23 protein-coding genes and 1 pseudogene are annotated in these 20789 nt (G+C 64.3%); 9 read left to right on the forward strand and 15 right to left on the reverse strand.

The features are described from left to right. Positions 1-107 precede the first annotated feature (107 nt). Positions 108-1373, forward strand: a complete 1266-nt coding sequence (locus tag EPN51_RS10170) for an HNH endonuclease signature motif containing protein (RefSeq protein ID WP_293041657.1) — start codon at positions 108-110, stop codon at positions 1371-1373. Between the two features lie 3 nt (positions 1374-1376). On the opposite strand, the gene EPN51_RS10175 is transcribed toward EPN51_RS10170, so the two are convergent. Beyond that, a complete protein-coding gene (locus tag EPN51_RS10175; RefSeq protein WP_293041483.1) occupies positions 1377-2297 on the reverse strand; it encodes a CoA ester lyase in 921 nt (306 codons plus the stop codon). 341 nt (positions 2298-2638) lie between these two features. Between EPN51_RS10175 and EPN51_RS10180 the strand changes: the two genes are divergently transcribed. Both EPN51_RS10180 and EPN51_RS10185 read left to right on the forward strand, forming a co-directional pair. After that, complete coding sequence (locus tag EPN51_RS10180; protein WP_293041486.1) at positions 2639-3205, forward strand: hemerythrin domain-containing protein; 567 nt, start codon at positions 2639-2641, stop codon at positions 3203-3205. Between the two features lie 54 nt (positions 3206-3259). After that, complete coding sequence (locus EPN51_RS10185) at positions 3260-4723, forward strand: protein adenylyltransferase SelO (RefSeq protein WP_293041489.1); 1464 nt, start codon at positions 3260-3262, stop codon at positions 4721-4723. 2 nt (positions 4724-4725) lie between these two features. On the opposite strand, the gene EPN51_RS10190 is transcribed toward EPN51_RS10185, so the two are convergent. The 4 genes from EPN51_RS10190 to EPN51_RS10205 are packed head-to-tail and all read right to left on the reverse strand — an operon-like array spanning position 4726 to position 6942. Continuing rightward, positions 4726-5553 carry an LLM class F420-dependent oxidoreductase gene (locus EPN51_RS10190; protein ID WP_293041492.1) on the reverse strand — a complete coding sequence of 276 codons (828 nt, stop codon included), beginning with the start codon at positions 5551-5553 and terminating at the stop codon, positions 4726-4728. A 32-nt stretch (positions 5554-5585) separates the two neighbouring features. Then, complete coding sequence (locus EPN51_RS10195) at positions 5586-6002, reverse strand: DUF4267 domain-containing protein (protein ID WP_293041494.1); 417 nt, start codon at positions 6000-6002, stop codon at positions 5586-5588. Positions 6003-6060: 58 nt separating this feature from the next. Next, positions 6061-6333 (reverse strand): hypothetical protein, encoded by a 273-nt coding sequence (locus EPN51_RS10200; RefSeq protein ID WP_293041497.1) that lies wholly within the window; start codon positions 6331-6333, stop codon positions 6061-6063. 12 nt (positions 6334-6345) lie between these two features. Beyond that, positions 6346-6942: a TetR/AcrR family transcriptional regulator gene (locus EPN51_RS10205; RefSeq protein ID WP_293041500.1), complete on the reverse strand. Its 597-nt coding sequence runs from the start codon at positions 6940-6942 to the stop codon at positions 6346-6348. A 97-nt stretch (positions 6943-7039) separates the two neighbouring features. On the opposite strand from EPN51_RS10205, the gene EPN51_RS10210 reads away from it, so the two are divergent. Beyond that, positions 7040-8044 (forward strand): oxygenase MpaB family protein, encoded by a 1005-nt coding sequence (locus tag EPN51_RS10210; RefSeq protein ID WP_293041503.1) that lies wholly within the window; start codon positions 7040-7042, stop codon positions 8042-8044. 43 nt (positions 8045-8087) lie between these two features. On the opposite strand, the gene EPN51_RS10215 is transcribed toward EPN51_RS10210, so the two are convergent. Beyond that, positions 8088-8432, reverse strand: a complete 345-nt coding sequence (locus EPN51_RS10215; protein WP_293041506.1) for a DUF732 domain-containing protein — start codon at positions 8430-8432, stop codon at positions 8088-8090. A gap of 126 nt (positions 8433-8558) precedes the next feature. On the opposite strand from EPN51_RS10215, the pseudogene EPN51_RS10220 reads away from it, so the two are divergent. Beyond that, a pseudogene (locus EPN51_RS10220) lies at positions 8559-9373 on the forward strand (phospholipase D-like domain-containing protein). Positions 9374-9454: 81 nt separating this feature from the next. Continuing rightward, on the forward strand, positions 9455-10318 hold the full coding sequence (locus tag EPN51_RS10225; protein WP_293041509.1) for a phytanoyl-CoA dioxygenase family protein: 864 nt from the start codon (positions 9455-9457) through the stop codon (positions 10316-10318). A 57-nt stretch (positions 10319-10375) separates the two neighbouring features. Here EPN51_RS10225 and EPN51_RS10230 read toward each other — a convergent pair whose 3' ends face one another. Further along, positions 10376-11875 carry a serine hydrolase domain-containing protein gene (locus EPN51_RS10230; RefSeq protein ID WP_293041658.1) on the reverse strand — a complete coding sequence of 500 codons (1500 nt, stop codon included), beginning with the start codon at positions 11873-11875 and terminating at the stop codon, positions 10376-10378. Between the two features lie 349 nt (positions 11876-12224). Here EPN51_RS10230 and EPN51_RS10235 point away from each other — a divergent pair, with 349 nt between their 5' ends. After that, positions 12225-12827 (forward strand): M15 family metallopeptidase, encoded by a 603-nt coding sequence (locus EPN51_RS10235; RefSeq protein WP_293041661.1) that lies wholly within the window; start codon positions 12225-12227, stop codon positions 12825-12827. Positions 12828-12854: 27 nt separating this feature from the next. Continuing rightward, complete coding sequence (locus EPN51_RS10240) at positions 12855-13361, forward strand: DUF2505 domain-containing protein (RefSeq protein WP_293041512.1); 507 nt, start codon at positions 12855-12857, stop codon at positions 13359-13361. A 99-nt stretch (positions 13362-13460) separates the two neighbouring features. Here EPN51_RS10240 and EPN51_RS10245 read toward each other — a convergent pair whose 3' ends face one another. The 8 genes from EPN51_RS10245 to EPN51_RS10280 form a co-directional block, all read right to left on the reverse strand. Then, a complete protein-coding gene (locus EPN51_RS10245) occupies positions 13461-13790 on the reverse strand; it encodes a hypothetical protein (RefSeq protein WP_293041515.1) in 330 nt (109 codons plus the stop codon). Between the two features lie 23 nt (positions 13791-13813). Beyond that, positions 13814-14200: a hypothetical protein gene (locus tag EPN51_RS10250; RefSeq protein WP_293041518.1), complete on the reverse strand. Its 387-nt coding sequence runs from the start codon at positions 14198-14200 to the stop codon at positions 13814-13816. 3 nt (positions 14201-14203) lie between these two features. Continuing rightward, the gene (locus EPN51_RS10255) at positions 14204-16003 is read right to left on the reverse strand and encodes a hypothetical protein (protein WP_293041521.1); all 1800 of its coding nucleotides are present in this window, start codon (positions 16001-16003) and stop codon (positions 14204-14206) included. 9 nt (positions 16004-16012) lie between these two features. Next, the gene (locus EPN51_RS10260) at positions 16013-16315 is read right to left on the reverse strand and encodes an RNA 2'-phosphotransferase (RefSeq protein WP_293041524.1); all 303 of its coding nucleotides are present in this window, start codon (positions 16313-16315) and stop codon (positions 16013-16015) included. Between the two features lie 112 nt (positions 16316-16427). Continuing rightward, positions 16428-17285, reverse strand: a complete 858-nt coding sequence (locus EPN51_RS10265; RefSeq protein ID WP_293041527.1) for a TIGR03619 family F420-dependent LLM class oxidoreductase — start codon at positions 17283-17285, stop codon at positions 16428-16430. Beyond that, entirely contained in the window at positions 17282-18112 is an 831-nt protein-coding gene (locus EPN51_RS10270; protein ID WP_293041530.1) for a TauD/TfdA family dioxygenase, read from the reverse strand. Before EPN51_RS10270 ends, EPN51_RS10265 begins: the two co-directional genes overlap by 4 nt. Before the next feature lie 3 nt (positions 18113-18115). Next, a complete protein-coding gene (locus EPN51_RS10275) occupies positions 18116-18439 on the reverse strand; it encodes a hypothetical protein (RefSeq protein ID WP_293041533.1) in 324 nt (107 codons plus the stop codon). Then, on the reverse strand, positions 18436-19719 hold the full coding sequence (locus EPN51_RS10280; protein ID WP_293041536.1) for an aromatic ring-hydroxylating dioxygenase subunit alpha: 1284 nt from the start codon (positions 19717-19719) through the stop codon (positions 18436-18438). The genes EPN51_RS10275 and EPN51_RS10280 overlap by 4 nt, the downstream gene beginning before the upstream one ends. A gap of 96 nt (positions 19720-19815) precedes the next feature. Between EPN51_RS10280 and EPN51_RS10285 the strand changes: the two genes are divergently transcribed. After that, positions 19816-20736 carry a LysR family transcriptional regulator gene (locus tag EPN51_RS10285; RefSeq protein ID WP_293041539.1) on the forward strand — a complete coding sequence of 307 codons (921 nt, stop codon included), beginning with the start codon at positions 19816-19818 and terminating at the stop codon, positions 20734-20736. The last annotated feature ends 53 nt before the right edge of the window (positions 20737-20789 follow it).

The raw sequence follows: 20789 nt of genomic DNA on the forward strand, positions 1-20789 counted from the left end.
GGCAACGGAAGACCCCGCGGCCAACGCCCCAACCCCGGGAAACCGTCACCGAAGTCCTGACACACAAACCGTCACCGATGTCCTGATACAGAACTGTCACCCATGTCCTGAGACATCACATCGACCCCGCGGCCGACGAATCGGCGCTGATAGAGCGCATCGCCGAGTTGGAGACGGTCAAGTCCGCGGCGGCCGCCGGCCAGGCCCGGGCGGCGGCCGCCCTGGACGCGGCGCGCCGGGCCAGCGAATCGGCGGCCGGGGTGCCCGCCGAGCGGCGCGGACGCGGCGTTGCCGGCGAGGTCGCCCTGGCGCGACGGGATGCGCCCGCCCGGGGCGGCCGGCATCTGGGCTTCGCCAAAGCCCTGGTGCACGAGATGCCGCACACGCTGGCGGCACTGGAATGCGGGGCCCTGTCGGAGTGGCGGGCAACGCTGATCGTGCGCGAGAGCGCATGTCTGGACGTCGAGGACCGCCGCGCCCTGGACGCGGAAATGTGTGCCGCCGCCACGAGTCTGAGCGGCATGGGCGATGCGCGAGTGGCCGCGGCCGCAAAGGCGATCGCCTACCGGCTCGACCCACATGCCGTCGTCGAGCGGGCGGCCAAGGCCGAGAACGACCGCACGGTCACCATTCGGCCGGCGCCCGACACGATGACGTATGTCACCGCGTTATTGCCGGTGACTCAGGGAGTTTCGGTGTACGCGGCGCTGCGGCGCGAAGCAGACACCTGCGGTGACGGGCGACCACGCGGGCAGGTGATGGCGGACACTTTGGTGGAACGGGTCACCGGACGCTGCGCAACGGTCCCCACCCCGATCGCCGTCAACCTGGTGCTGTCCGACGAAACGCTGCTGGGCGGCGGCAATACCCCGGCCGACATCTGCGGCTACGGCCCCATTCCCGCGGCGGTCGCCCGGAACATGATCGCCGGCGCCGTGATCGATCGACGTTCGCGAGCGACACTGCGCAGGCTCTACACGCATCCCAAGGCCGGGGCGCTGGTGGCGATGGAGTCACGGGCACGGATCTTCCCGCAGGGTCTGGCCGCGTTCATCGGGCTACGCGATCAACGCTGCCGCACTCCCTACTGTGACGCGCCGATCAGGCACCGCGACCACGCGCAACCGTGGGCCGACGGCGGCCCGACCACCGCAGACAACGGTCTCGGATTGTGCGAGCAGTGCAACTACATCAAGGAGAATTCGGGGTGGACGGTACGCACCAGCGTGGATGAAAACCACACCCATACAGCGCTTTTCACGACACCAACCGGGAAAACCTACCGTTCGGCGGCACCGCCGCGCGCCCCCACGATCACCATGAGCAGGCTCGAAGTCCGCGTCGGCGTCGCGCTCGCGCGACATGCGGCCTAAGGCTCAGTAGTGATAGGTGTCCGACGGCGCGGGTGAGTGATCGCGTTCTTCCTCGTCGATGTCCAACGCCTCGATACCGTACGCGCGAGCCAGCTCGAGGATCTTGGTGGCCCGGGCGATGCGGGGCAGATCGGAGCCGTTCCGGATCTCTCCCCCGTCAAGCTCGAACTCGGTGAAAAACTCTTTCGCCCAAGATATTTCGTCCTGGGACGGTGACAGTCCCTCATTGACGACGGCGCATTGGTCCGGTGTCAGGCAGATCTTTCCGGTCATCCCGAACTGGGTTGAGACCGCCGTGGCCTCGATCAGTTTCAGTGGATTGGAGCCGATGGTCGGCCCGTCGATCGCGCTGGGCAGGTCGGCGGCTTTGGAGGCGATGGTGAAGCGAGATCGCGTGTAGGCCAGGGTGGCCGGGTCATCCCCGAAGCCGGTGTCGCGGCGGAAATCCCCGATACCGAAGGCCAGCCGGAAGGTCCCCTTGGTCGCGGCGATCTCGGTGATGCGCTCCAGACCCCGGGCCGTCTCGACCAGGGCCACGATCGGCACATCGGGCAGCCGTTTCGCGGTCTCGGTGACGTGGTCGACCGATTCGACCATCGCCAGCATCACCCCGCCGACCGGCGTGGTGGCCAGCGCGGCCAAGTCGTCCGCCCACCAGGGGGTACCGAAGCCATTGATGCGGACCCAGTCGATGTTGCCGGCGCCGAGCCAACTCACGACGTTGTCGCGCGCGGTGTGCTTGTCTTTGGGCGCGACCGCGTCCTCGATGTCGAAAACGACGACGTCAGCGCGGGAGTCCACCGCAGACTGGAACCGGTCGGCATGCGTGCCGTTGACCAGTAGCCAACTTCGGGCCAGTACCGGGTCGATGCGAGAGCCGATGTCTTCGGACTCGGCGGCGTTGCTGTTGACCTGTTCGTACATTTGCGCTGATCTGTCGTCTCTGTGAGTTGTGCGTGGGCCTCTCGTCCCTAACCGTAGCGATTATCCAGAACCGGTGGTCACGGATGCCCCGCGGAAGCACCAACGTCGCCGACCGGCCGCGATGCGGCACCGCGCCGACCGTCGTCGCAACAACCTGAGGCTGATCGAAAGACACTGTGGCAGAGCCCAATACATCCCGGGAGCCGTCCCATCAACACGGCGAAAGCCCAGGACATCGGCGCCGCGCGGCGTTTAGCAGCTTGCACACCGGGTATGCCTGCCGAAACCGCACACAGCCCGTACGCGCGGATTCAACTCTCTCAATACAGGAGGTATCGGCGATGGCCGAGATGATTATCCAATCACCCGACGAAGTCGTCGCGTTCCTGAAAGCGCAGCACAACCTCATCGAGGACATGTTCGACCAGGTGCTGCACGCCACGGATCCCAAAGCGCGGGAAAAGCCGTTCGCGACGCTGCGGCAATTGCTGGCGGTCCACGAAACCGCCGAGGAGATGCTGGTGCACCCGCGAGCACGCCGTGAGGCGAAGGCCGGCGACGCGATCGTCGACGCTCGCTTGAAAGAAGAGCACGGTGCCAAGGAGCTGCTGTCGCGGATCGAGCAGCTCGACGTCACCTCTGACGAGTTCATCGACCAGGTCACGAAGTTGCGGGAAGCCGTGCTCGAACACGCCAAGCGTGAGGAAAGCGAGGAGTTCCCGGTTCTTCAGCAGCAGCTCGACGCCGACGATCTCAAGCGGATGGGAACAGCGGTGCGCGCCGCCGAGGCCATCGCGCCGACCCACCCCCACCCAGGCGTCGAATCGGCGGAGCTGAATTTCGCCCTCGGCCCGTTTGCGTCCATGCTCGATCGCGCCCGCGATCTGATCGGGAAAGCCATCAGCTAGCGGCTACCGCCGAGGCCGCGTTGACTCTGCTCGAGTTTCCGTAGGCTCGGTGAGATGAGCGTTGCACCGGAAACCACCGTTGCCCTGCAAGACTGGTTTTTCCGCGAATTGCCGGAGATGGCGGTCCGCTGGCAAGCCGAGACGTTTCCCGAGTTGCGGCTGCTCGCGCTCAACGAGCAGCTCGCCGAACAGCTCGGGCTCGACGCCACCTGGCTGCGCAGTTCCGACGGGCTGCGCCTGCTGTCGGGCAACCTGGTGCCCAGCGGGGCCGCCCCGGTCGCCCAGGCCTACGCGGGGCACCAGTTCGGCGGCTTCGTCCCGCGATTGGGCGACGGGCGCGCGCTGCTGCTCGGCGAACTCATCGACAACGACGGGCGGTTGCGTGACATCCACCTGAAGGGTTCCGGCGCCACGCCCTTCGCCCGAGGTGGGGATGGCCTGGCGGCGGTGGGACCGATGCTGCGTGAGTACATCGTCAGCGAGGCGATGCACGCCCTGGGTGTGCCGACGACCCGATCGCTGGCCGTGGTCGGCACCGGGCGTCCGGTCCATCGCGAAACCACACTGCCGGGCGCCGTGCTCACCCGGGTCGCCAGCAGTCACCTGCGGGTGGGCAGCTTCCAATACGCGGCGGCCACCGGCAACAAGGACCTACTGCGCCGCCTCGCCGACCACGCGATCGCCCGCCACCATCCCGGCGCGGCGAAGGCCGAGCACCCCTACCTCGCGTTGTTGGAAGCGGTGGTGGCCGTGCAGGCCGCGCTGATCGCCCAGTGGATGCTGATCGGATTCGTCCATGGGGTGATGAACACCGACAACACGACGATCTCGGGCGAAACAATCGACTACGGACCGTGCGCCTTCATGGATGCCTACGACCCCGACACGGTCTTCAGCTCGATCGATTTCTGGGGGCGCTACGCCTACGGCAACCAGCCGGTCATCGCCGGATGGAACCTTGCCCGCTTCGCCGAGACGCTCCTCCCGTTGCTATCGGAGCGCACCGAGGACGCGATCGCGCTCGCGGAGCAGTCGTTCGGGGTGTTCCACGCCCGCTACGACGCGGTGTGGGCCGCCGGGATGCGCGCCAAACTCGGCCTATCCGCTGACGTCGATGGCGAATTTGCCACGGCGTTGGTCGACGAACTGCTCCTTTTACTCAAGCACAACCACGTCGATTACACGTCGTTCTTCCGCCAGCTCGGCCAGGCGGCGCGGGGTGACGCCGAGCCCACGCGCGGGTTGTTCATGGACCTCGCCGGCTTTGACGCGTGGTTGGCGCGCTGGCAGGCCTTGGGTCCCGACGCCGATGCGATGGATCGCATCAACCCGATCTATATCCCGCGTAATCATCTGGTCGAGGAGGCGCTCACCGCGGCGACGGACGGCGAGCTCGCCCCCCTTGAGCAGCTCCTCGCGGCGGTGACCGAGCCGTACGCGCAACGACCCGGTTTGGAGCGCTATGCCAGCCCCGCCCCCGAGGACTTCGGTAAATACCAAACGTTTTGCGGGACTTGAGTTTACGCTAGCTTGGCGAATTCGGCCTGCAGATCATCGAGACGGCGAAGCGTTTGGTCGCGAGGTTCGGTGGGCAGGTCCACCAGAAGATGCTCCAGGCCCAAATCGCGATAACTCTCGAGCTCTGTCGCCGTCGCTTTACCACCGTGGACGTTGATCACCGGGACGTCGTGGTCGGCGACAGCCCGTAGCTTCTCGAGCTGCCCGGCCAAGGCTTTCGCGGAGGGGCTCATCGAGAGCCAGCCGGCCTTCAGTCGGGCGATGCGCTTGAAGCCCGCCGGGCTCCCACCGAGATACAGCGGCGGATACGGTTTCTGCACTGGCTTCGGCCAGCTGTAGATCGGGTCAAAGTTCACGAATTTCCCGTGGAATTCGGCTTTTTCGGTCGTCCAGATTTCGATCATCGCGTCGAGCCGCTCATCCACCACGCGTCCTCGCACCGAGGGATCGACACCGTGGTTCGCAATTTCTTCACGCAGCCAGCCCACACCCACGCCGAATCGAAACCGCCCCTGCGACACCAGATCCAACGAGGCCACCTCTTTGGCGGTATGAATCGGATCGCGCTGGGGCACCAGCGCGATCCCGGTACCCAGAACGAGCCGCTCAGTGGCGACCGCCGCGGCCGTCAACGCGACAAACGGATCCAACGTCCGGTAATACTTCGGCGGAATGGGGCCACCCATCGGATAAGGCGTCTTCGCGTCGACCGGGATGTGTGAGTGCTCCGCGACAAACAACGATTCAAAACCGCGCTGCTCAAGCGCCTTCCCAAGGTCCGCCGGACCAATGCCCTCGTCGGTAACAAATGTCAGCACACCGAATCCCATGACGCTTAGTCAACCGCATCTCCGCTCGCCTGTCAGCGAGAGATTCGTCCGGGGCTTTCGGCTGCCTGTTCGTCCGCCCGCCTGGCCGGACGTACCGCGCCCCACAGCCCAACGGCGATCCCGACGCCGGCGCCGCCCAGGCCGATCAGTTGCTGCGAGGGCTTCAGCTCGCTGTGCACGCTCATGCCGCCGACGAGGTCGGAAACGTCGGCACCGGCGGAGGCAAGGAACCAGCCACGGGTGTTTTTGCCACGCAGCGCCGCGCCCGCCAGCAGTGCACCGATCAACGCGTCGCGATACCCCATCGACCGCAACAACAGCCGCGCCGTCGGCGTCGGCTCCTCCGGGTCGCCCCACAACTTGTTCGCGCGCAGGGGATCAACGAGGAACGAAACGCCAGAGGCAAGCCGAATAGTGCCCATAAGTAGGCCGAACCGGTCGATTGACATGGTCTGACAGCCTAGGAGCAAACCGCCCTATCGCGCACGCATTCGATCAGAAAGTCGATCACGGCGCCGGGCACGCGTCGGCGATCTGCAGCGCGGCCGGCCACAATGCCGTGGCCAGCCCGAAGGCCATGACGTCGGCGCCGATGGGCGACACGGCTTCTATGCGTGCCTGAATCCGCTGAGTCTGCTCGGGGTGAAGAACGGTCCACGCGAACCCAATACAGAGGTAGGGGATCGCCAGCCACACCGCCAGTTCGATCAGCGCGCCGACGCTGACCTGGTGGCCCAGGATGCGTCGAACCGGGTCCATCGCGCGTTCGATTCGGTCCATCACCACTCCCCGCTACCGCAGCACGAGCTTCAACGCGTAATCGACGACGGCGTCGAGATCACTGCCCAAATGACCGGCGAGCCACTGCTGGGCAAGCTCTGCCATCGCGCCGGTGTACATGGCCGCGGCAACCTCGGCGGCCACCGGATCGGAACCCGGATTAAGACGCCAGCCCTCGGTCAGCACACCCTGGCGCAACATGTCCTGGGTGGCGCGGCGCCGGGCGGTCAGCACCGGGTTGGTGCGCGCATCGGTGAACAACACCCGGCCGCGGCGTGGATCGTCCGAGGAGAAGCCCAGCACCGCCGCGATACCGGCCCGGGTCCGGGCCCCCAGTGAATCCCCGGCCTGCTCGATGGCCGCTGCGATGAGTTCACCGAGCTGCTCACTCACCTGGTCGTAGACCGCGCCGAGCAGATCGTCGGTGTCGCCGAAGCTCTCGTAGAAATACCGGGTGTTCAATCCGCATTCCCGGCAGACCGAGCGGACCGAGACGGCCGCCTCGCCGGCGCTGCCGAACAGGCGGTACGCGGCCTCGACCAGCAGCGCGCGACGCTTGGCGCGGCGGTCCTTGAGCGGTACACCGGCCCACCGGGTGGGACTCGACATCCCTACAGCGTAGGTCGAGGGAGCGCGGGTCTTGTCACACCTGTAACCAAAACATATTCTGGTTACAGTCGTAACCAGAAATCTGAGGAAGTGATCTGTGTTCCTACCACACCAGATAGTCGGGCAGCTGATCAACAAACAGTTGGACGACAACATGCGGCGGCACTTCTTCCGCGGCATGGAGTTCGCCGCACCCGTCGGCGATCCGGGCTGGTTCGGTCCCGACAGCGCCGTGTGGCGCGTGCATTCACACCTGCCCGCGCTGATCTTCGGCCTGCACTGTGCGGCCTTCATGGAGAGCCTGGACCCGTCGATCTACTGGATGGGTATGCACCATTCGCGTCTGATCAAGCGCGACAGCAGCGGAAACCCGATCTCGCGCGTGCCGCAGATCGACCCCGAAGGCGCCGCGATACGCCTGGGCCACTCGGTCGCGTTCTTCATCGGCACGGCATACGGTTCGACGGAAACCGCTGAACGCCTGGCGAAATCCGTGCGCGCGATGCACCACACCATCAAGGGCACCCGTCCCGACGGAGCCCGCTACGACGCCGACGACCCCGAGTGGCTGCGGTGGAACTATGCGACGGTGGTCTGGGGGTTGGCCACCGCACACGAGCTGTATCATCCAATGCCGTTGCGCGGCAAGAAACTCGACCGCTACTACGGCGAGTTCGTCCGGGTCGGGCATGCCCTGGGCGGCACCGATCTGCCGACCACCAAGGCCGAAACGCTCGAATGCCTGGAATCGTACTTACCGAAATTGGCTGTCACCCATGGGAAAGCGATGGGCACCGGCCCCAACGTTGCGATGCCGCAGGCGGCCGTCGACTGGGCCATTCGCGACACGATGCCGAAATGGGCCAAGCAACTGCTGCAGCACCGCGACTGCAACATCATCGAACGCACCGCCCGTCGCACCGCGGTGTGGTCGATCATCAACGGGATCAACGCCGCCTCGGGCCCGACCCCGGAGTTTCGGCAGGCCCAAGCCAGGGTCAAGGCAGGCACCACGGTCCCCCACACCGTGCCGACCTACGTGCTCGGCAGCGATCAGGTTCGCACCCGCTCCGAAGTGGAACTCAGCTTCCAGTCGGTGTAGCCGCCCTAGGCGGCCCGGGCGACACGATGGGACGGTCGTTGACCTAGGGCCCCGCCGACCCCTGGGCGACCAGCTGCCCGAGGTGCTGGGGGCAGTAAGCGTTCGCGGCGATCATGGTGAACTGGGCGGCGCCGTCCACCGTAAACCCCGGATTGCTCAACGACATGTTGTGGATGACGTCGACCTGGGGATGGCCCTGGTCCATCAGTTCGCATGCCCGTTTGCCCACCCCGACGGCGATAGCGGGGCTCTGATACGTGATGCCGGCCCTGTTGAGCGCAGCCAGAAAGCTCGCGTCTGATCCCGAATTGCCGGCCGGATCGGCCTGTGCCAGCGCGGCCGCACCGCCGAGGGCGACGAGGCCCGCTAGCACTACAAGAATGCGCACCTCTTCATTCTCGTCTATCGGCACGGTCCTGCCACCGCCGACCCGGACCGCCGGGGCGTGCGGGCTCGGTGTGGTACACAGTGGCTATGTCCGCGCTGACCCATCAACATCGTTGAAAGTCCCAGCGTGCACGATGATCGACTGCTGACTCCCGGCCACACGTGCTGGCGCACGGCACGTGCCGAAAAGTTCGCCCCCATCATCGATGCGGCCGACTACTTCAAACACGTCAAGGCGGCCATGCTGCGTGCCCGGCACCGAATCATGCTGATCGGCTGGGACTTCGACTCCAGGGTGACGTTCGAGCGCGGCGACAAGGCACTGCCGGGCCCAAAGCGCTGGCTGCGCGGCTGCGGGAAGGCGACGGCCCCGAGGTCGTCATCGTGCTTGCCCGTAAAGGCAACAACCCGCTCGAGCGGGGCACGATGGACAGTGCCCGCCACCGCCTGATCCAACGGCTGTGGGAAGCCGACGAGCATGACCGGTTGGGGGTCTACTGGCCGATGACCGACGGCGGCACGCCGATCTACATCCACTCGAAGGTGTTGGTCGTCGACGATCGGCTGCTGCGGATCGGGTCATCGAACTTCAACAACCGGTCGATGGGGTTCGACAGCGAATGCGATATGGCCATCGAGGCATCAACCAATTCCGAGCATGATGACGTAAGCCGCGAAATCACCTCGGTGCGAAACCAATTGGTGGCCGAGCACCTGGGAGTGTCACCCGGCGAGTTCGAAGCGGCAATCGCGGAACACCGATCGGTTCACCAGGCCATCGAGGCACTTCGCGGCGACGGCAAAACGTTGCAGCCGTTCACCGAGAGCACCGTGGCCAATGAGGCGGGCCCGCTGGCCGAGAACGAGCTGATGGATCCCGACCACGTACCACGGTCGCTGAGCCGAAGCGTGCAACGCTTCATCAGCGGCCTTCGGGGTTGACCCGTCGGCGGTTTGGGTGTGACTCGCACCAGACTCGGCCTAGTGTGGGTAGAAGTGCCAGCGGACTAAGGACGAGCACCAATGAGCATCGACGACGAATCCCTCACAACGCTCGAGGACCTTCGGGGCGATCTTTCGCAGCGGTACAAGCGGACGCCCACCGGCGGAAGTTCGGTCGACAGCGCGATCGTCGACGCCGACATGGCGGCACTCGACCGCGACGGCTACGTCATTTGGGAGAACCTGCTCAGCAGCGAGGAATGCGCGCGGATTCGTGAGGCGGTCCGGCCGTGGCTCGGGCACACCGGACGCAACTCATTCGAGGGTCGCCGTACCCAGCGGATCTACAGCGTGCTGAGCAGGACGCGGGTGTGTGATCGGCTTGTCGACAATCCCCGGGTGCTCGCGGCGCTCGACCGTTTACTGATGCCCAACTATTTGCTTTCGGCGTTGCAGGCCATCAACATTCAGCCCGGTGAGGCGGCGCAGCTGGCTCACCATGACGACGGCTTCTACCCGATTCCGCGTCCCCGGCCTCCGTTGGCGGCCGCCACGATCTGGGCGATCGACGACTTCACCGCCCACAACGGCGCCACAGTCCTATACCCGGGCAGCCACCGCTGGGGCAAGCGCCGGCCGGGCTCCGACGATCAGGCGTTGCCCGTGGTCATGCCCGCCGGTTCGTGCGTCTTCTTCGTCGGCACCCTGTGGCATGGCGGAGGCGCCAACACCACCGCCCGCGAGCGCCTGGCCATCACCGCTCAATACTGTGAACCGTGGCTGCGGCCGATGGAAGCCTTCAGCTTGTCGGTGTCGCGCGACATCGCGCGAGTGGCCTCCGATGACATTCGCCGCATGCTCGGCTACAGCATCCACCCGCCGTTCGTCGGCAATGTCGACGGCTTGCATCCGTTGCGGCTGTTGGGAACTGGGCCGCAGTCGTAGGGCCTGCCCGGCGAGCTAGAAGGTTTCCCATCGACCAGGCGTCGACGCCGGGGCCGACTACGCAGCACCGTACAGATGTAGGGCCCGGGCCGACGCCGTGGCTACCGCACCCCTCAGATTCGAGATCGGCGGACTACCCCGCAGGTGGATCGAGTTGGAGAGCAGGATCACGTAGGTATCCGAGCCCGGGTCCATCCAGAGCGTGGTTCCGGTGAAGCCGGTGTTGCCGAAGCTGCCGATCGGAAAGATCATGCCTCGCGGCATGGAGTAGGCCGTATCAATATCCCATCCGAAACCGAACAGACTTTGTCCCTCGATCGCCGGATAGTGCGGAGCCACTAACGGATTCGTTGTGTTCGGCGTCTTTGCGATGGCTTCTTGGGTGGCACGGCTGGCCGCTTCGAGTTGTTGGGCGCTATGGCCGGGCTGCTGAGGAGTCGTCATCAGCTCGAGAGTCGCTTGCTGTAGCGGAAATTTGCTCGGGCGGTTGGCAAGCCGATCAAGCAGTGCCTGCGCGTACACGCTGACATCGCGCGCCGTCGAGAATACGCCGGCGTTGCCGGCCGCTCCCCCCATGCGGCGCGCCGTCGGGTCATGCACCGTACCCCGAAGCAGGGCATAGTAATCCGGATTTCTCCTCGGGTCGTCTCTGCTTTCCTCATCACGTGCTGTCGGTGCGATCCGCGGCAACAGAGTTGTGCTCCACTTCCCCGCAGGGCAGGCCATCGGCACCTGGCCGGGAGCCGCGGCAACCGCAGCTCCTCTCATCGTGTGGGGACCGCACGCCTTGACCGGTGGAAGATACCGGGTGTCTTGCAAGCCAAGTGGCACAAACACATTGTGCTGAACGTAGATGTCTTCGGCCTGGCCCGTGATCTTCTCGAGCAGGGCGCCAAGCAGGATGTAGTTGATGTCGGAGTAGCGGAAAGCTCCAGCGGGACTCGACTGCAGCGGCGTAGTGAGCGCACGATGCATGCCTTCGGCTTTGTCGGACCCGTCCAGTCCCCACGGATCCCGGAGGCTTACGTCGATCCCCTCACCCGAAGTGTTGGTCAGCAGCATGCGAACCGTCACCTTTGCACGCTGTGGATCGTTCGTCGTGTTGAAGTCGGGCACATACTTCTGGACGGGATCGTCGAACGCAACCTTGCCTTGTTCGGAGAGCTGCATGACGGCGGTCGCCGTTGCGAGGCTTTTCGTCAACGACGCCAGGTCGAAGATCGTGTCCTCGGTCATCGGCTCCGCAGGCGCGGGCGATCCGTCCAGGCCCGGTTCGCCCGCAAGCTTCCGCACACCGTAGGCCCGGTGGAAGACGACCTTGCCGCCGTGTCCGACGACCACCACAGCGCCCGGCAGCGCGTGTGCGGCGATCGCATCGTTGATCAGCTTGGAGACGGTTGCGAAGTTCGGTGCAGAACGCGCATCTGGTACCCGCGCCACCCACGCACCGTCGGTCGCGGGCGGGCGTGATGTGAAGCCAGGCGAGGAGGCCGCAGCCAGCGCAAGCAACACAGTGGCGACAACGATGGCGTTGCGTAGCGATCGTGGCCGGATCATCCACCTGCCGCGGAGAAAGCGGCCCAAATCGCCGACGACGGGCATATCGCCAGGGTAGGTCGACGACTTCGTGGATTGCACGACATCTGCCACCCGACCACATCATCGACACGCCGTTGCCGATTGCCGTCTACACCGCACACCGCCTGTATTACGAACGGGCACAGCCCGTTTCGACGCGGTAACGCGCTTCGGACACTGGCTGGCACAGGCGATGTGCCTGCGGTAGCGTTGGCGCTGCACTGTTCGACGAGATCTGGATCGCAGCGGATTTCTCGGGATGAAAGCAAGCGCTGAGGACACTTCCCCATTGATGTCCTGCCGGCGGCGGGTTGCCGTGCTGGTGGGCATGGCGGCGGCTGCAGCCGTGTTGGCTGGTACGCCGCCAACACTTGCCGGCAATGCCGTTCATCCGGTCACCGCCGCGGAACTCGGCGCGAGCTGGCGACCGGGCTGCCCGGTGGAACCCGCGCAACTGCGGCGGGTCGACGTCGACCACATCGGTTTCGACGGGCAGACCCACCGCGGCGAGCTGATCGTGCACGAAGACCTGGTGCCGCAGGTCATCACGATCTTCGGGCAGCTCTACCGAATGGGTTTCCCCATCGAGAAGATGCGCACGGCTGACCACTATCCGGCCGCGGACGATGAGCTGTCGATGGAGGACAACAACACTTCGGCGTTCAACTGCCGAGGGATCCCGGGGAGTAACCAATGGTCTCAACACGCCCACGGTCGGGCTATTGACCTCAATCCACGTCTTAACCCGTGCGTCTACGCCCGTGGCACCTTCCAGCCGCAGAACGCGGCGGACTACCTCGACCGCAGCCGGACCGACCCGGGACTCTTACACGACGGCGACCCTGCCGTACGCGCGTTCACTGATCGCGAGTGGCGGTGGGGTGGCGACTGGATGGAGCCGATCGATTACCAGCACTTCGAGCGGCCCTGAACCCGGCCTCTGCCAGAATGGGTTGATATGCCGCGCTCATTCGACGTCTTGACCGAGTCACCCGCCAGTGTCGAGCAGATTCATGCCGCATTCGGTCGCGAGGACTACTGGCTGGCCCGCATCGCCGCCGGTGCCGCCGACACCACCTTGGATTCGCTGGTGGCCGACACCGACGGCACGGTGACGGTGCGCACGACCCAACGCCTAGGTCGTCAGCTTCTACCCGGCCTGGTCGCCAAATTCGTCACCAGTGAAGTGAAGATCGTGCAGACCGAGACGTGGCGACCGGACGGTCGCCGCCAGGTACGGGGGCAAGTCAGCGTCTCGGCGTCGGGCGGACTGGGGTCAGGCCATGCCGAAACGTGGCTGGCGCCGACGGACGACAGCGGCTCGCAACTGCGCGCCACCCTGAGCGTCGAGGTCAAAATCCCTTTGGTGGGGGGCAAACTCGAGAAATCCATCGGGAGCGGTTTGGCCGAGGGCATCCCTGAGACACTGCGTTTCACCACCATGTGGATCACCGAAAACAGCTGAGGCGCTGTTCCTCGATCGCTTTCCGGCGTAGGTTCGGCGCGTGATCCTGGTGGGAACGCCGCGGATCGCATCCGCACACAGAAACCACATGAGCAGGCGTCACAGGGTTTCGCCGATGTCGGGGAGCAGAGAAATGCCCTCCGGCTGGCTATTGCGAAGCAACGCCGCAGTCTCTCGGACATTTCTCTTAGCCCAATTAGCACTGAATTGACTCAATACCTGATATTCATACTTGAAGCGTTCGGCTCGGTCCCCCACCCATCTGGAAGCTTGCCGTGCGACTACGCCCTCGGTGTACCAGGCAACATACATATTCAGGGCATCGTTCGTTCGGAATCCGACAGGCATAGGACGAACACCAGGCTTTTCCGACAACCGATCGATCTCGGTTCGAAGTTCAGCAGACTTATCGTCCAAGATTTTTTTCACCTACATTAGAGTCTTATCTGTTGCTAGCCTCCCGCCAGCAATGCACTCCGAGCAGCTTCAAAATGTATTTTGAAAAGCGCCTTGAGCCAGGACAGCACTAGGCTGTCGTCGGCGTCGAGTCCAGGTGTCGTTAAGTCATCGTGGACGTCACTAAGCATTAGCATAAACTGCCATTTCTCTGACAGGTTCAGCAGGCCAAATTCGTTCGGCGCATCGAGTGTCGCGAGCATGAAATCTATGCCGCCGTCCCGGGCCGACCAACAAATTTGAAGTTTGCAATCCTGACCGCGGTAGTAGATTGCCCATGCAGGACGATGTTGATAAATCACCGCATCGTGTATCTCGTCTAGCTCGAAACCGGTGTGCGACAACGTGGGCTCCAAAAACCGTGCCACCTCAGCTGGTTTCACTAGCTAACCACCTCCCTTGTATACCCACACATTCCCGCGCTGTGCGTACCCGTAAGCTCCTGCGACGTCTTTTAGGAAGTTGATCTCCAGAGCTGAGTAAGATCGCCTCTGCACTTCCGCCAACTGTTCAACGCTATCGAAACCTTTGGGCAAGACGTACTCGATGTGGGGCACGCCGTTCTCCATCTGGGTGCGGAGGAAGCGTTCGTTGACTTGCCACACCAGGCTTCGTTCTTGTGTGTCGCCGAGGCCCCTGGTGAGGGCGTCCCAGGTTGGATCACCGGTGTCGAAATATATCCCACCCTGGCCTCTGGCCTCGCCGATGTAACCACTTTCGTGACCGCCGAACTTGCCGAGGACTACTCGGTCTGGGTTGTCACCAACGTAGTGAGTCGACATGTCGGTGAGTTGTTGGCTGAGTCCCGACGTGGGCTCTCCATGCAGGTGCGCGTAGGTGAGATCCGTGGCCGCCTGCTCTGCCCACGGGTTGTAGCCGAAAGGGTGATCGAAGCCGACCGGTGCATGCGGTGAAACCACCGGGCCGGTGTCGAGCACACCGGCGCCAATGTCGGCCAGTTCGCCTGCCCGTAAGGCGGCGGCCCCCTCCCCACCGAAGAGCATCGCGGGCAACGTGGTGGCCGCATCCGAGGCTTTGGCGCCCAAATAGTAAGCCGGACTCGGCGAGTCCAACGCATTCTTGACTTCCCCGATCGCCGTGCCCACCGGGTTTAGGGCCGTCGCGGCGGTGCCCTTGAGCATCTGCTCCCATGACGTGAGCACACTCGGAGCTCCCGGTCCTCCCTGCCCGATGAGGTTTTTGATCCCCTGTTCGGTAGCGAACCAGCGGTCGCTGAATCCTTCGGAGAATCCGGGTGGCGGCGGGGCCTTTGGCTCGGGGGGAACGTAGTTGGGCATACCGTTGTCGATCCACTGCTGGGTGCGGCCAACGATGTCGTTGAGGCGCGCCTCGATCTGATTCGGCGGCACACCGTCGCGGATCATGGTTTGGCGGGCCATCGTCTTGAAGCTCTCCACGTCTGCGGGGTTGAGCCGCGGCGGCGGGACACCGCCCCGCCCCGCGCCGGCGGGGCCAGCCGGCAACAGCATGTCCTGCAGCGACAGCGGCTTACCCCCGGCGCCGGCGGGAACGGGCGGCCCATTCGACGGGGCACCGTCCGGCCCAGCGCCGGCGGGGGCATCGGGCAACAGCATGTCTTGCCACGTCCGTGGCTTGCGCCCGGTCGCCGGATTCGGCGGACCTTGCGGCGGTGCGCCACCACTTGGCGGATGTCCGCCAGCGTCCAGCGGGACATCACCCACGGCAATACGGACAGCGGTGGCGAGCTCGTGGTCGGCGCTGTGGGCATGCACATTCAACGCAATGAGCTGATCCTGCAGCAGCTGCTGCTGGGCGGCGAACCCTAGGGTATCGCGCCCAATCCACGTGTCGCCCACGTCTATTCGCCAATCCGGGGTGATGGTCCAGCCGTTGGCTTCGGCGGCCCGCTCGATGTCCTCGAGCTCGCGCTTGCACGCGCGCACGTCCCCCTCGGCGCGCGACACCGCCGCGGCTACCTGCCTGGACTCCTGACCGTCGGCCTCGATGTCACGGCGAGCCTTTCCCAGATCGGCACGAAACGCGTCTCCGGCCTCGCCCTGCCAGCCGCTGAGAACGTTGTGGACCTGCTGCAGGTTGTCCCCCAACAGCTGCAAGGTATTGGCGCGCCCACTGGCCGTCTCGAACACCTTCTGGATCGCGCCGAGATCCCACCGCTTGACGTCGGATGGGGTCAACTGACCCACTCGTGACCCCTACTCCCGCACCGACCGGAAAGCTCGCGCCGACTCGTCCTCGTTGGTGATATAGCCGAGCATCGCCTCGGCGACGTGCGACCCCAGGCCGTCCACCTGCAGCTGGTGGTGGTCGTGGCGGGCCTGCCACCGCGCCGCGAGCTGGCCCAACGCCAGCTCCGAGGATCCGATCCAGCCCGGCGTGGCCTCGGCCAGCCCGTCCTCATGGCTGAAGAAATCCAGAGCGGCCTCGCCGATCGCGTTGAACATGTCGTTGCTGCCGACGTGCAGTGCGGCGGGATCGACCCTCAATCCAATGGCCACAGATGTTCCCTTCTGCTCGCCGGCGTTGCGCTCCGAATCTTAGTTCGCTGCACCGGCCCGCACACTTCACCTTTGGACGATCAAAGCGTTGACCAGCGGGCCTATCCCGTTGTCAGAACGCTTTGCCGTGGATCTCCGCCAGCGCGTGAATCTGCTCGAGGTAATGCTCGAGCGAGTGGTGGATGAACCTGGCCGACAAAGTGGTGGTGCCGGCAGCGGCGATGGTGTGTAGTGCGTCTTCGGTCAACGCCGGCTCGCCCACCGGGTCCAGCGGTTGATCGGCGGGCAAAACCACTTCGAACCCCGCGGGTAGCTCTCGCGCCTGCAGCCACTCGGCGGCGGTGGCAACGGACACGTAGTACGGACACCACCCATCGGCCAGCGCGATCGCGCGCCGTAACGAGCGCCGCGTGCGCCCGCCGATCCAAATCGGCATATGCGGTTGTAACGCACAGGGATCGATGGTGAGCCCACCGAACGTGTAGAACTCGCCCTCATACACCGGCTCATTGGTGGGCAGTGCCGCCCGCAGCGCCTTCAGGGCATCATCGGCGCGAGCACCACGGTCCTCGAACGGTGCGCCCAAGAGGTCGAATTCTTCCTTGAGGCTCCCGACGCCGACGCCCAGAATCACCCTGCCACCGCTGACATGATCCAATGTGCCATAACGCTTTACGATCGCAAGCGGATGGTGATAGCCGAGCACCAGGGTCATCGTGACGAGTCGGATCTGGTTGGTGCGCGCTGACATGTAGCCGAGTGTGGCCAGTGGGTCCCAGTACCGGGAGCCGCGCCGGGCGGCCTCCGCCGACGGTATTCCGATGTGCTCGCTGCAGGTGAGGTGGTGATAGCCAAGCCCGTCCGCCGCCTCGGCGACGCGGCCGATGGCTTCGATCGTGGCGGTCTTCTCCCACGTCAACGCAGCGCCGGCGACGTTCGTGACGACGGGTGTCGCGATGCCGAGTTTCAATCCAGCGGCTCTTCGCCGGCAAGCACGGTGCGGTGCATGAGACGACCGCTGTCAGCGGCATAGGGCAGCGCCCGGTGCATGGTCCCGGTGTTGTCCCACATCAGCAGGTCGCCCAGCTGCCACTCGTGGCGATAGAGGTAGCGCGCTTGAGTCGCCCAGTCACGAAGGCGCGCAAGCAATGCGCGGCTTTCTTCCACCGGCAGTCCGATCACGTAATCCGCCGTCGCACCGAGCAGCAAGGATTTGCGTCCGGATCGGTGCGTCCACACCATCGGGCAGGACTTGGTGGGGGATTTCTGCCAGAAGGTGATCTCCTCGTAGCTCATCTCGGGCCGCACATAGTATTGCGAGCGCTCCGCGCTGTGAACCACCCGAAGGCCGGCGATCGCCGTCTTGTCGGCCTCCGGCAAGTCCTCGTAGGCCGCGTAGGTGTTGCAGAATTCGGTCTGCCCGCCGGAGTCGGACAGCTTCATGGCGCGCAACAGGGTGGCGAGATTCGGATAGGGCTGCAGCGAACCGTCGAAATGCCAGAACATCGAGCCTTTCAAGTACTCGGCCCGCTGATTCACGTTCGTGTCGAGCGAGATCTTGTAGATCCCGCCCTCCCCCTCGTTCTGCACAATGCTGCCAAGGGTTTTCGCAATGGCGACCTGTTGCTCGTCGCTGATCTGCAGTCCGCGAAAGAAGATCACCCCGCGCTGCTCGAGCATTGCACGGATGTTATCCGCTTCGCGGCCGCTGAGCAGGGTGTCCAGATCGGTCCTGATCTCGCTGCCGATCGACGGTGTGCAGTCGATGACTTCGAGTCGTGTGGTGGAAAGTCCCATGCGTCAGCTCAGCCTCGTGAGAATGGTCTTCGCCGAATGCTTTACCCGGGGCTGCCTCCACAGCTCCACCGCCAACGAGACGGTGATCAACGAGTACAGCAGATTGCGGAGGTTCGCGACGTCCTCAGGCAGCGGTTCGGAATAGTCGAACTTGTCGATATAGGCGACCGCTTCCTCGGCGTGCGGAAACACCTCGTCGTAGAACGCCTGTATCTCGGCCATGGAGCTGTTCACGCGCTTCACATAGCGCTCATGCCCATCCTCGATAGCCCACTCGGGCACCAGGTGCTCGATCTGCGAGAACTCGTGTGGCAGAAGAGCGCTCATCGGCCCGCCTTGGCATTCTCGCCGGCAGCCACGTAGTCGCCCACCACCTTGTGCAGATGCCGCAGCAGGATCTCCTCGTCATTCATCGTGAAATGCGTGAGCGCGCCGCTGTTCAGCATCGCCTGCAACCCTTCAGACGGGCTGGCGTCCTCCAGGATGATGTCGTTGAGGAAGGTCACGGTCAGCTCCTGTCCCAGCCGCTCCTTGTGCGTCTGGGGTGGCTGATAGAACATCTCGACTTCGAAGATGTGCGAGTGCGGGCCCGTCGGCCAATGCGTGTGCGTGCTGAAACCGGATGAACCGAAGATCACCACGAAGTTGGGAAAGAACTGGAACGAATCGAAACCGTACTTCTCCGAGCGAGTCGGATTGAGCCCCGCCGGCATCGGTCCGCGATCGGGGCGCTTGTTCCACGGGCCGGCCGCGCTCGCTTCCATCACGCATTCGATGGGCTTGGAATACGGCGTCTGCTGCGACGGCTCGCCCGCGAAGGAAAACATCCGGTGCGGACCCTTGAGCTGATAGGCCAGCGCATCGGTAAACGGGTTCGGCTGGTCGAAGGCATCTCGGGCCTCCGCGGTGAGAGCGCCGAACGAGGACGCGTGCAGGTACGGACCGTGGTAACTCTCCGCGAAGCCGTCGACGAAAACCTTCCAGTTGCACTGCAATTCGACTTTGAACCGATACACTTGGTGTGGCCCCGCGAACGGATAGCCCTCGATGCCGTGGGCCAGCTCGCCGAGGTACGACCGCAGCGGCTCGGTGTTGTGCGGGTCGAAGTTGACGAAGATGAAGCCTTCCCATACCTCGCATTGAATCGCGGGCACCCGGCAGGCATCGGCGTCGAAGTCGAGCAGCAGATCCTTGCGGGTGGCGGCGTGCAGCGAGCCATCCAGGTTGTAGCGCCAGCCGTGGAAGCGGCAGTACAGCACCGGGGCGCGACCCTGCACCTCCTCGAACGGGTCGTCACTCCACAGGATTTTGTTGCCGCGGTGGGGGCAGATGTTGTGGAAGGCGCGGATCACGCCGTCCTTGCCGCGCACGATGATGATCGACGTATCGAGGAACCTCAGCTCGCGGGTGAAGTAGCTACCCGACTTCGGTACTCGCTCAACCCGTCCGACGTAGAGCCAGGTCTTCTTGAAGACGTGCTCGCGTTCTTTCTCGTAGAACTCTTTTGAGACGCAGTCCTCGAGTGACACTGGGCCGCGGCCCAATTCGGGATAGGCATCCGTCCAGTGCCCGCTTGACGGCTTAGTCACCAAGACGTCCTGACTCATCGGGCCCTCCTCCGCCTCTCGGCCGAAGGTAGCACTTGACCAAATGCGCAAATAGGCCTTCAATTGCAACACCCTGTTGCAATTTTGGAACGCCACGTGGAGCAAAACCTGCCGTTCGACCTCGATGCCCTGCTGGTATTCGGCAAGGTCGTCGAGTGCCGCAGCCTGTCGAAGGCGGCGGCGCTGCTCGGCATGCCGAAATCAACCGTCAGCCGCAAGCTCAGCAAGCTCGAATCGGACCTGGGCATCAAGCTGCTGCGCAAGAACACCCATCAGCTCACCGTCACGGATCTGGGCGAGAAGATCTACAGCCACGGCGTGAATATCCTGGCCGAGGCCAACGGAGTACGGGCCCTGGTGGAAGGCAGCAAGCTGGAACCACAAGGTGAGTTGCGCGTTGCCATCCCCGTCTTTGTCGGCATCGACTACGCGTCGCGCGTCGGCGCCAAATTCTTGCAGCGTTACCCGCACTCGCGGCTGGATATCCGTTTGGTGGACAACGTCGTTCATCCCGTCCACGACGGGTTCGACGTGGTTTTCGGCACGGGGCCTCTGCAAGACTCGACACTGATCGCACGAAAGGTCTTCAGTCTCGAGCTCTTCCTCTGCGCATCGCCCGACTTCATCCGCCAGCTACCCGAGCCCATCACCTCCCCGACACAGTTGGATACCTTGCCGTTCATCGACTGCGGAGTCGGCGATGGACCGCGCAAGCTCACCGTCGCAAAGAACAAGCGGCGCCATGAAATCTCGCCGATGGTTCGGGGGCGCGCCAACAACTTTCAGGTGTGCAAGCAGTACATCCTGCACGGACTCGGTATCGGTGCGATGCCCAACCAGATCATCGTCACAACCGAATTGCGGGAAGGCAGCATCGTGCCGGTGCTGCCGGACTGGCACCTGGAGCAGCTGGACGTGTACATGATTCATCCCTTCCAGCTTTCGTTCTCCACGTTGATCAGCGCGTTTTACGAGACGGCGTGCGACATCATCACCGAGAACACGGCGCGAAGCTGAGGTTCTCCGCCGCCCGCTCTGAGCGGTCGGGCGGCGAAACCGATCATCTTCAC

The sequence above is a fragment of the Mycobacterium sp. genome (genome assembly GCF_004298145.1).
In the GTDB taxonomy this organism is placed as follows: Bacteria; Actinomycetota; Actinomycetes; order Mycobacteriales; family Mycobacteriaceae; genus Mycobacterium.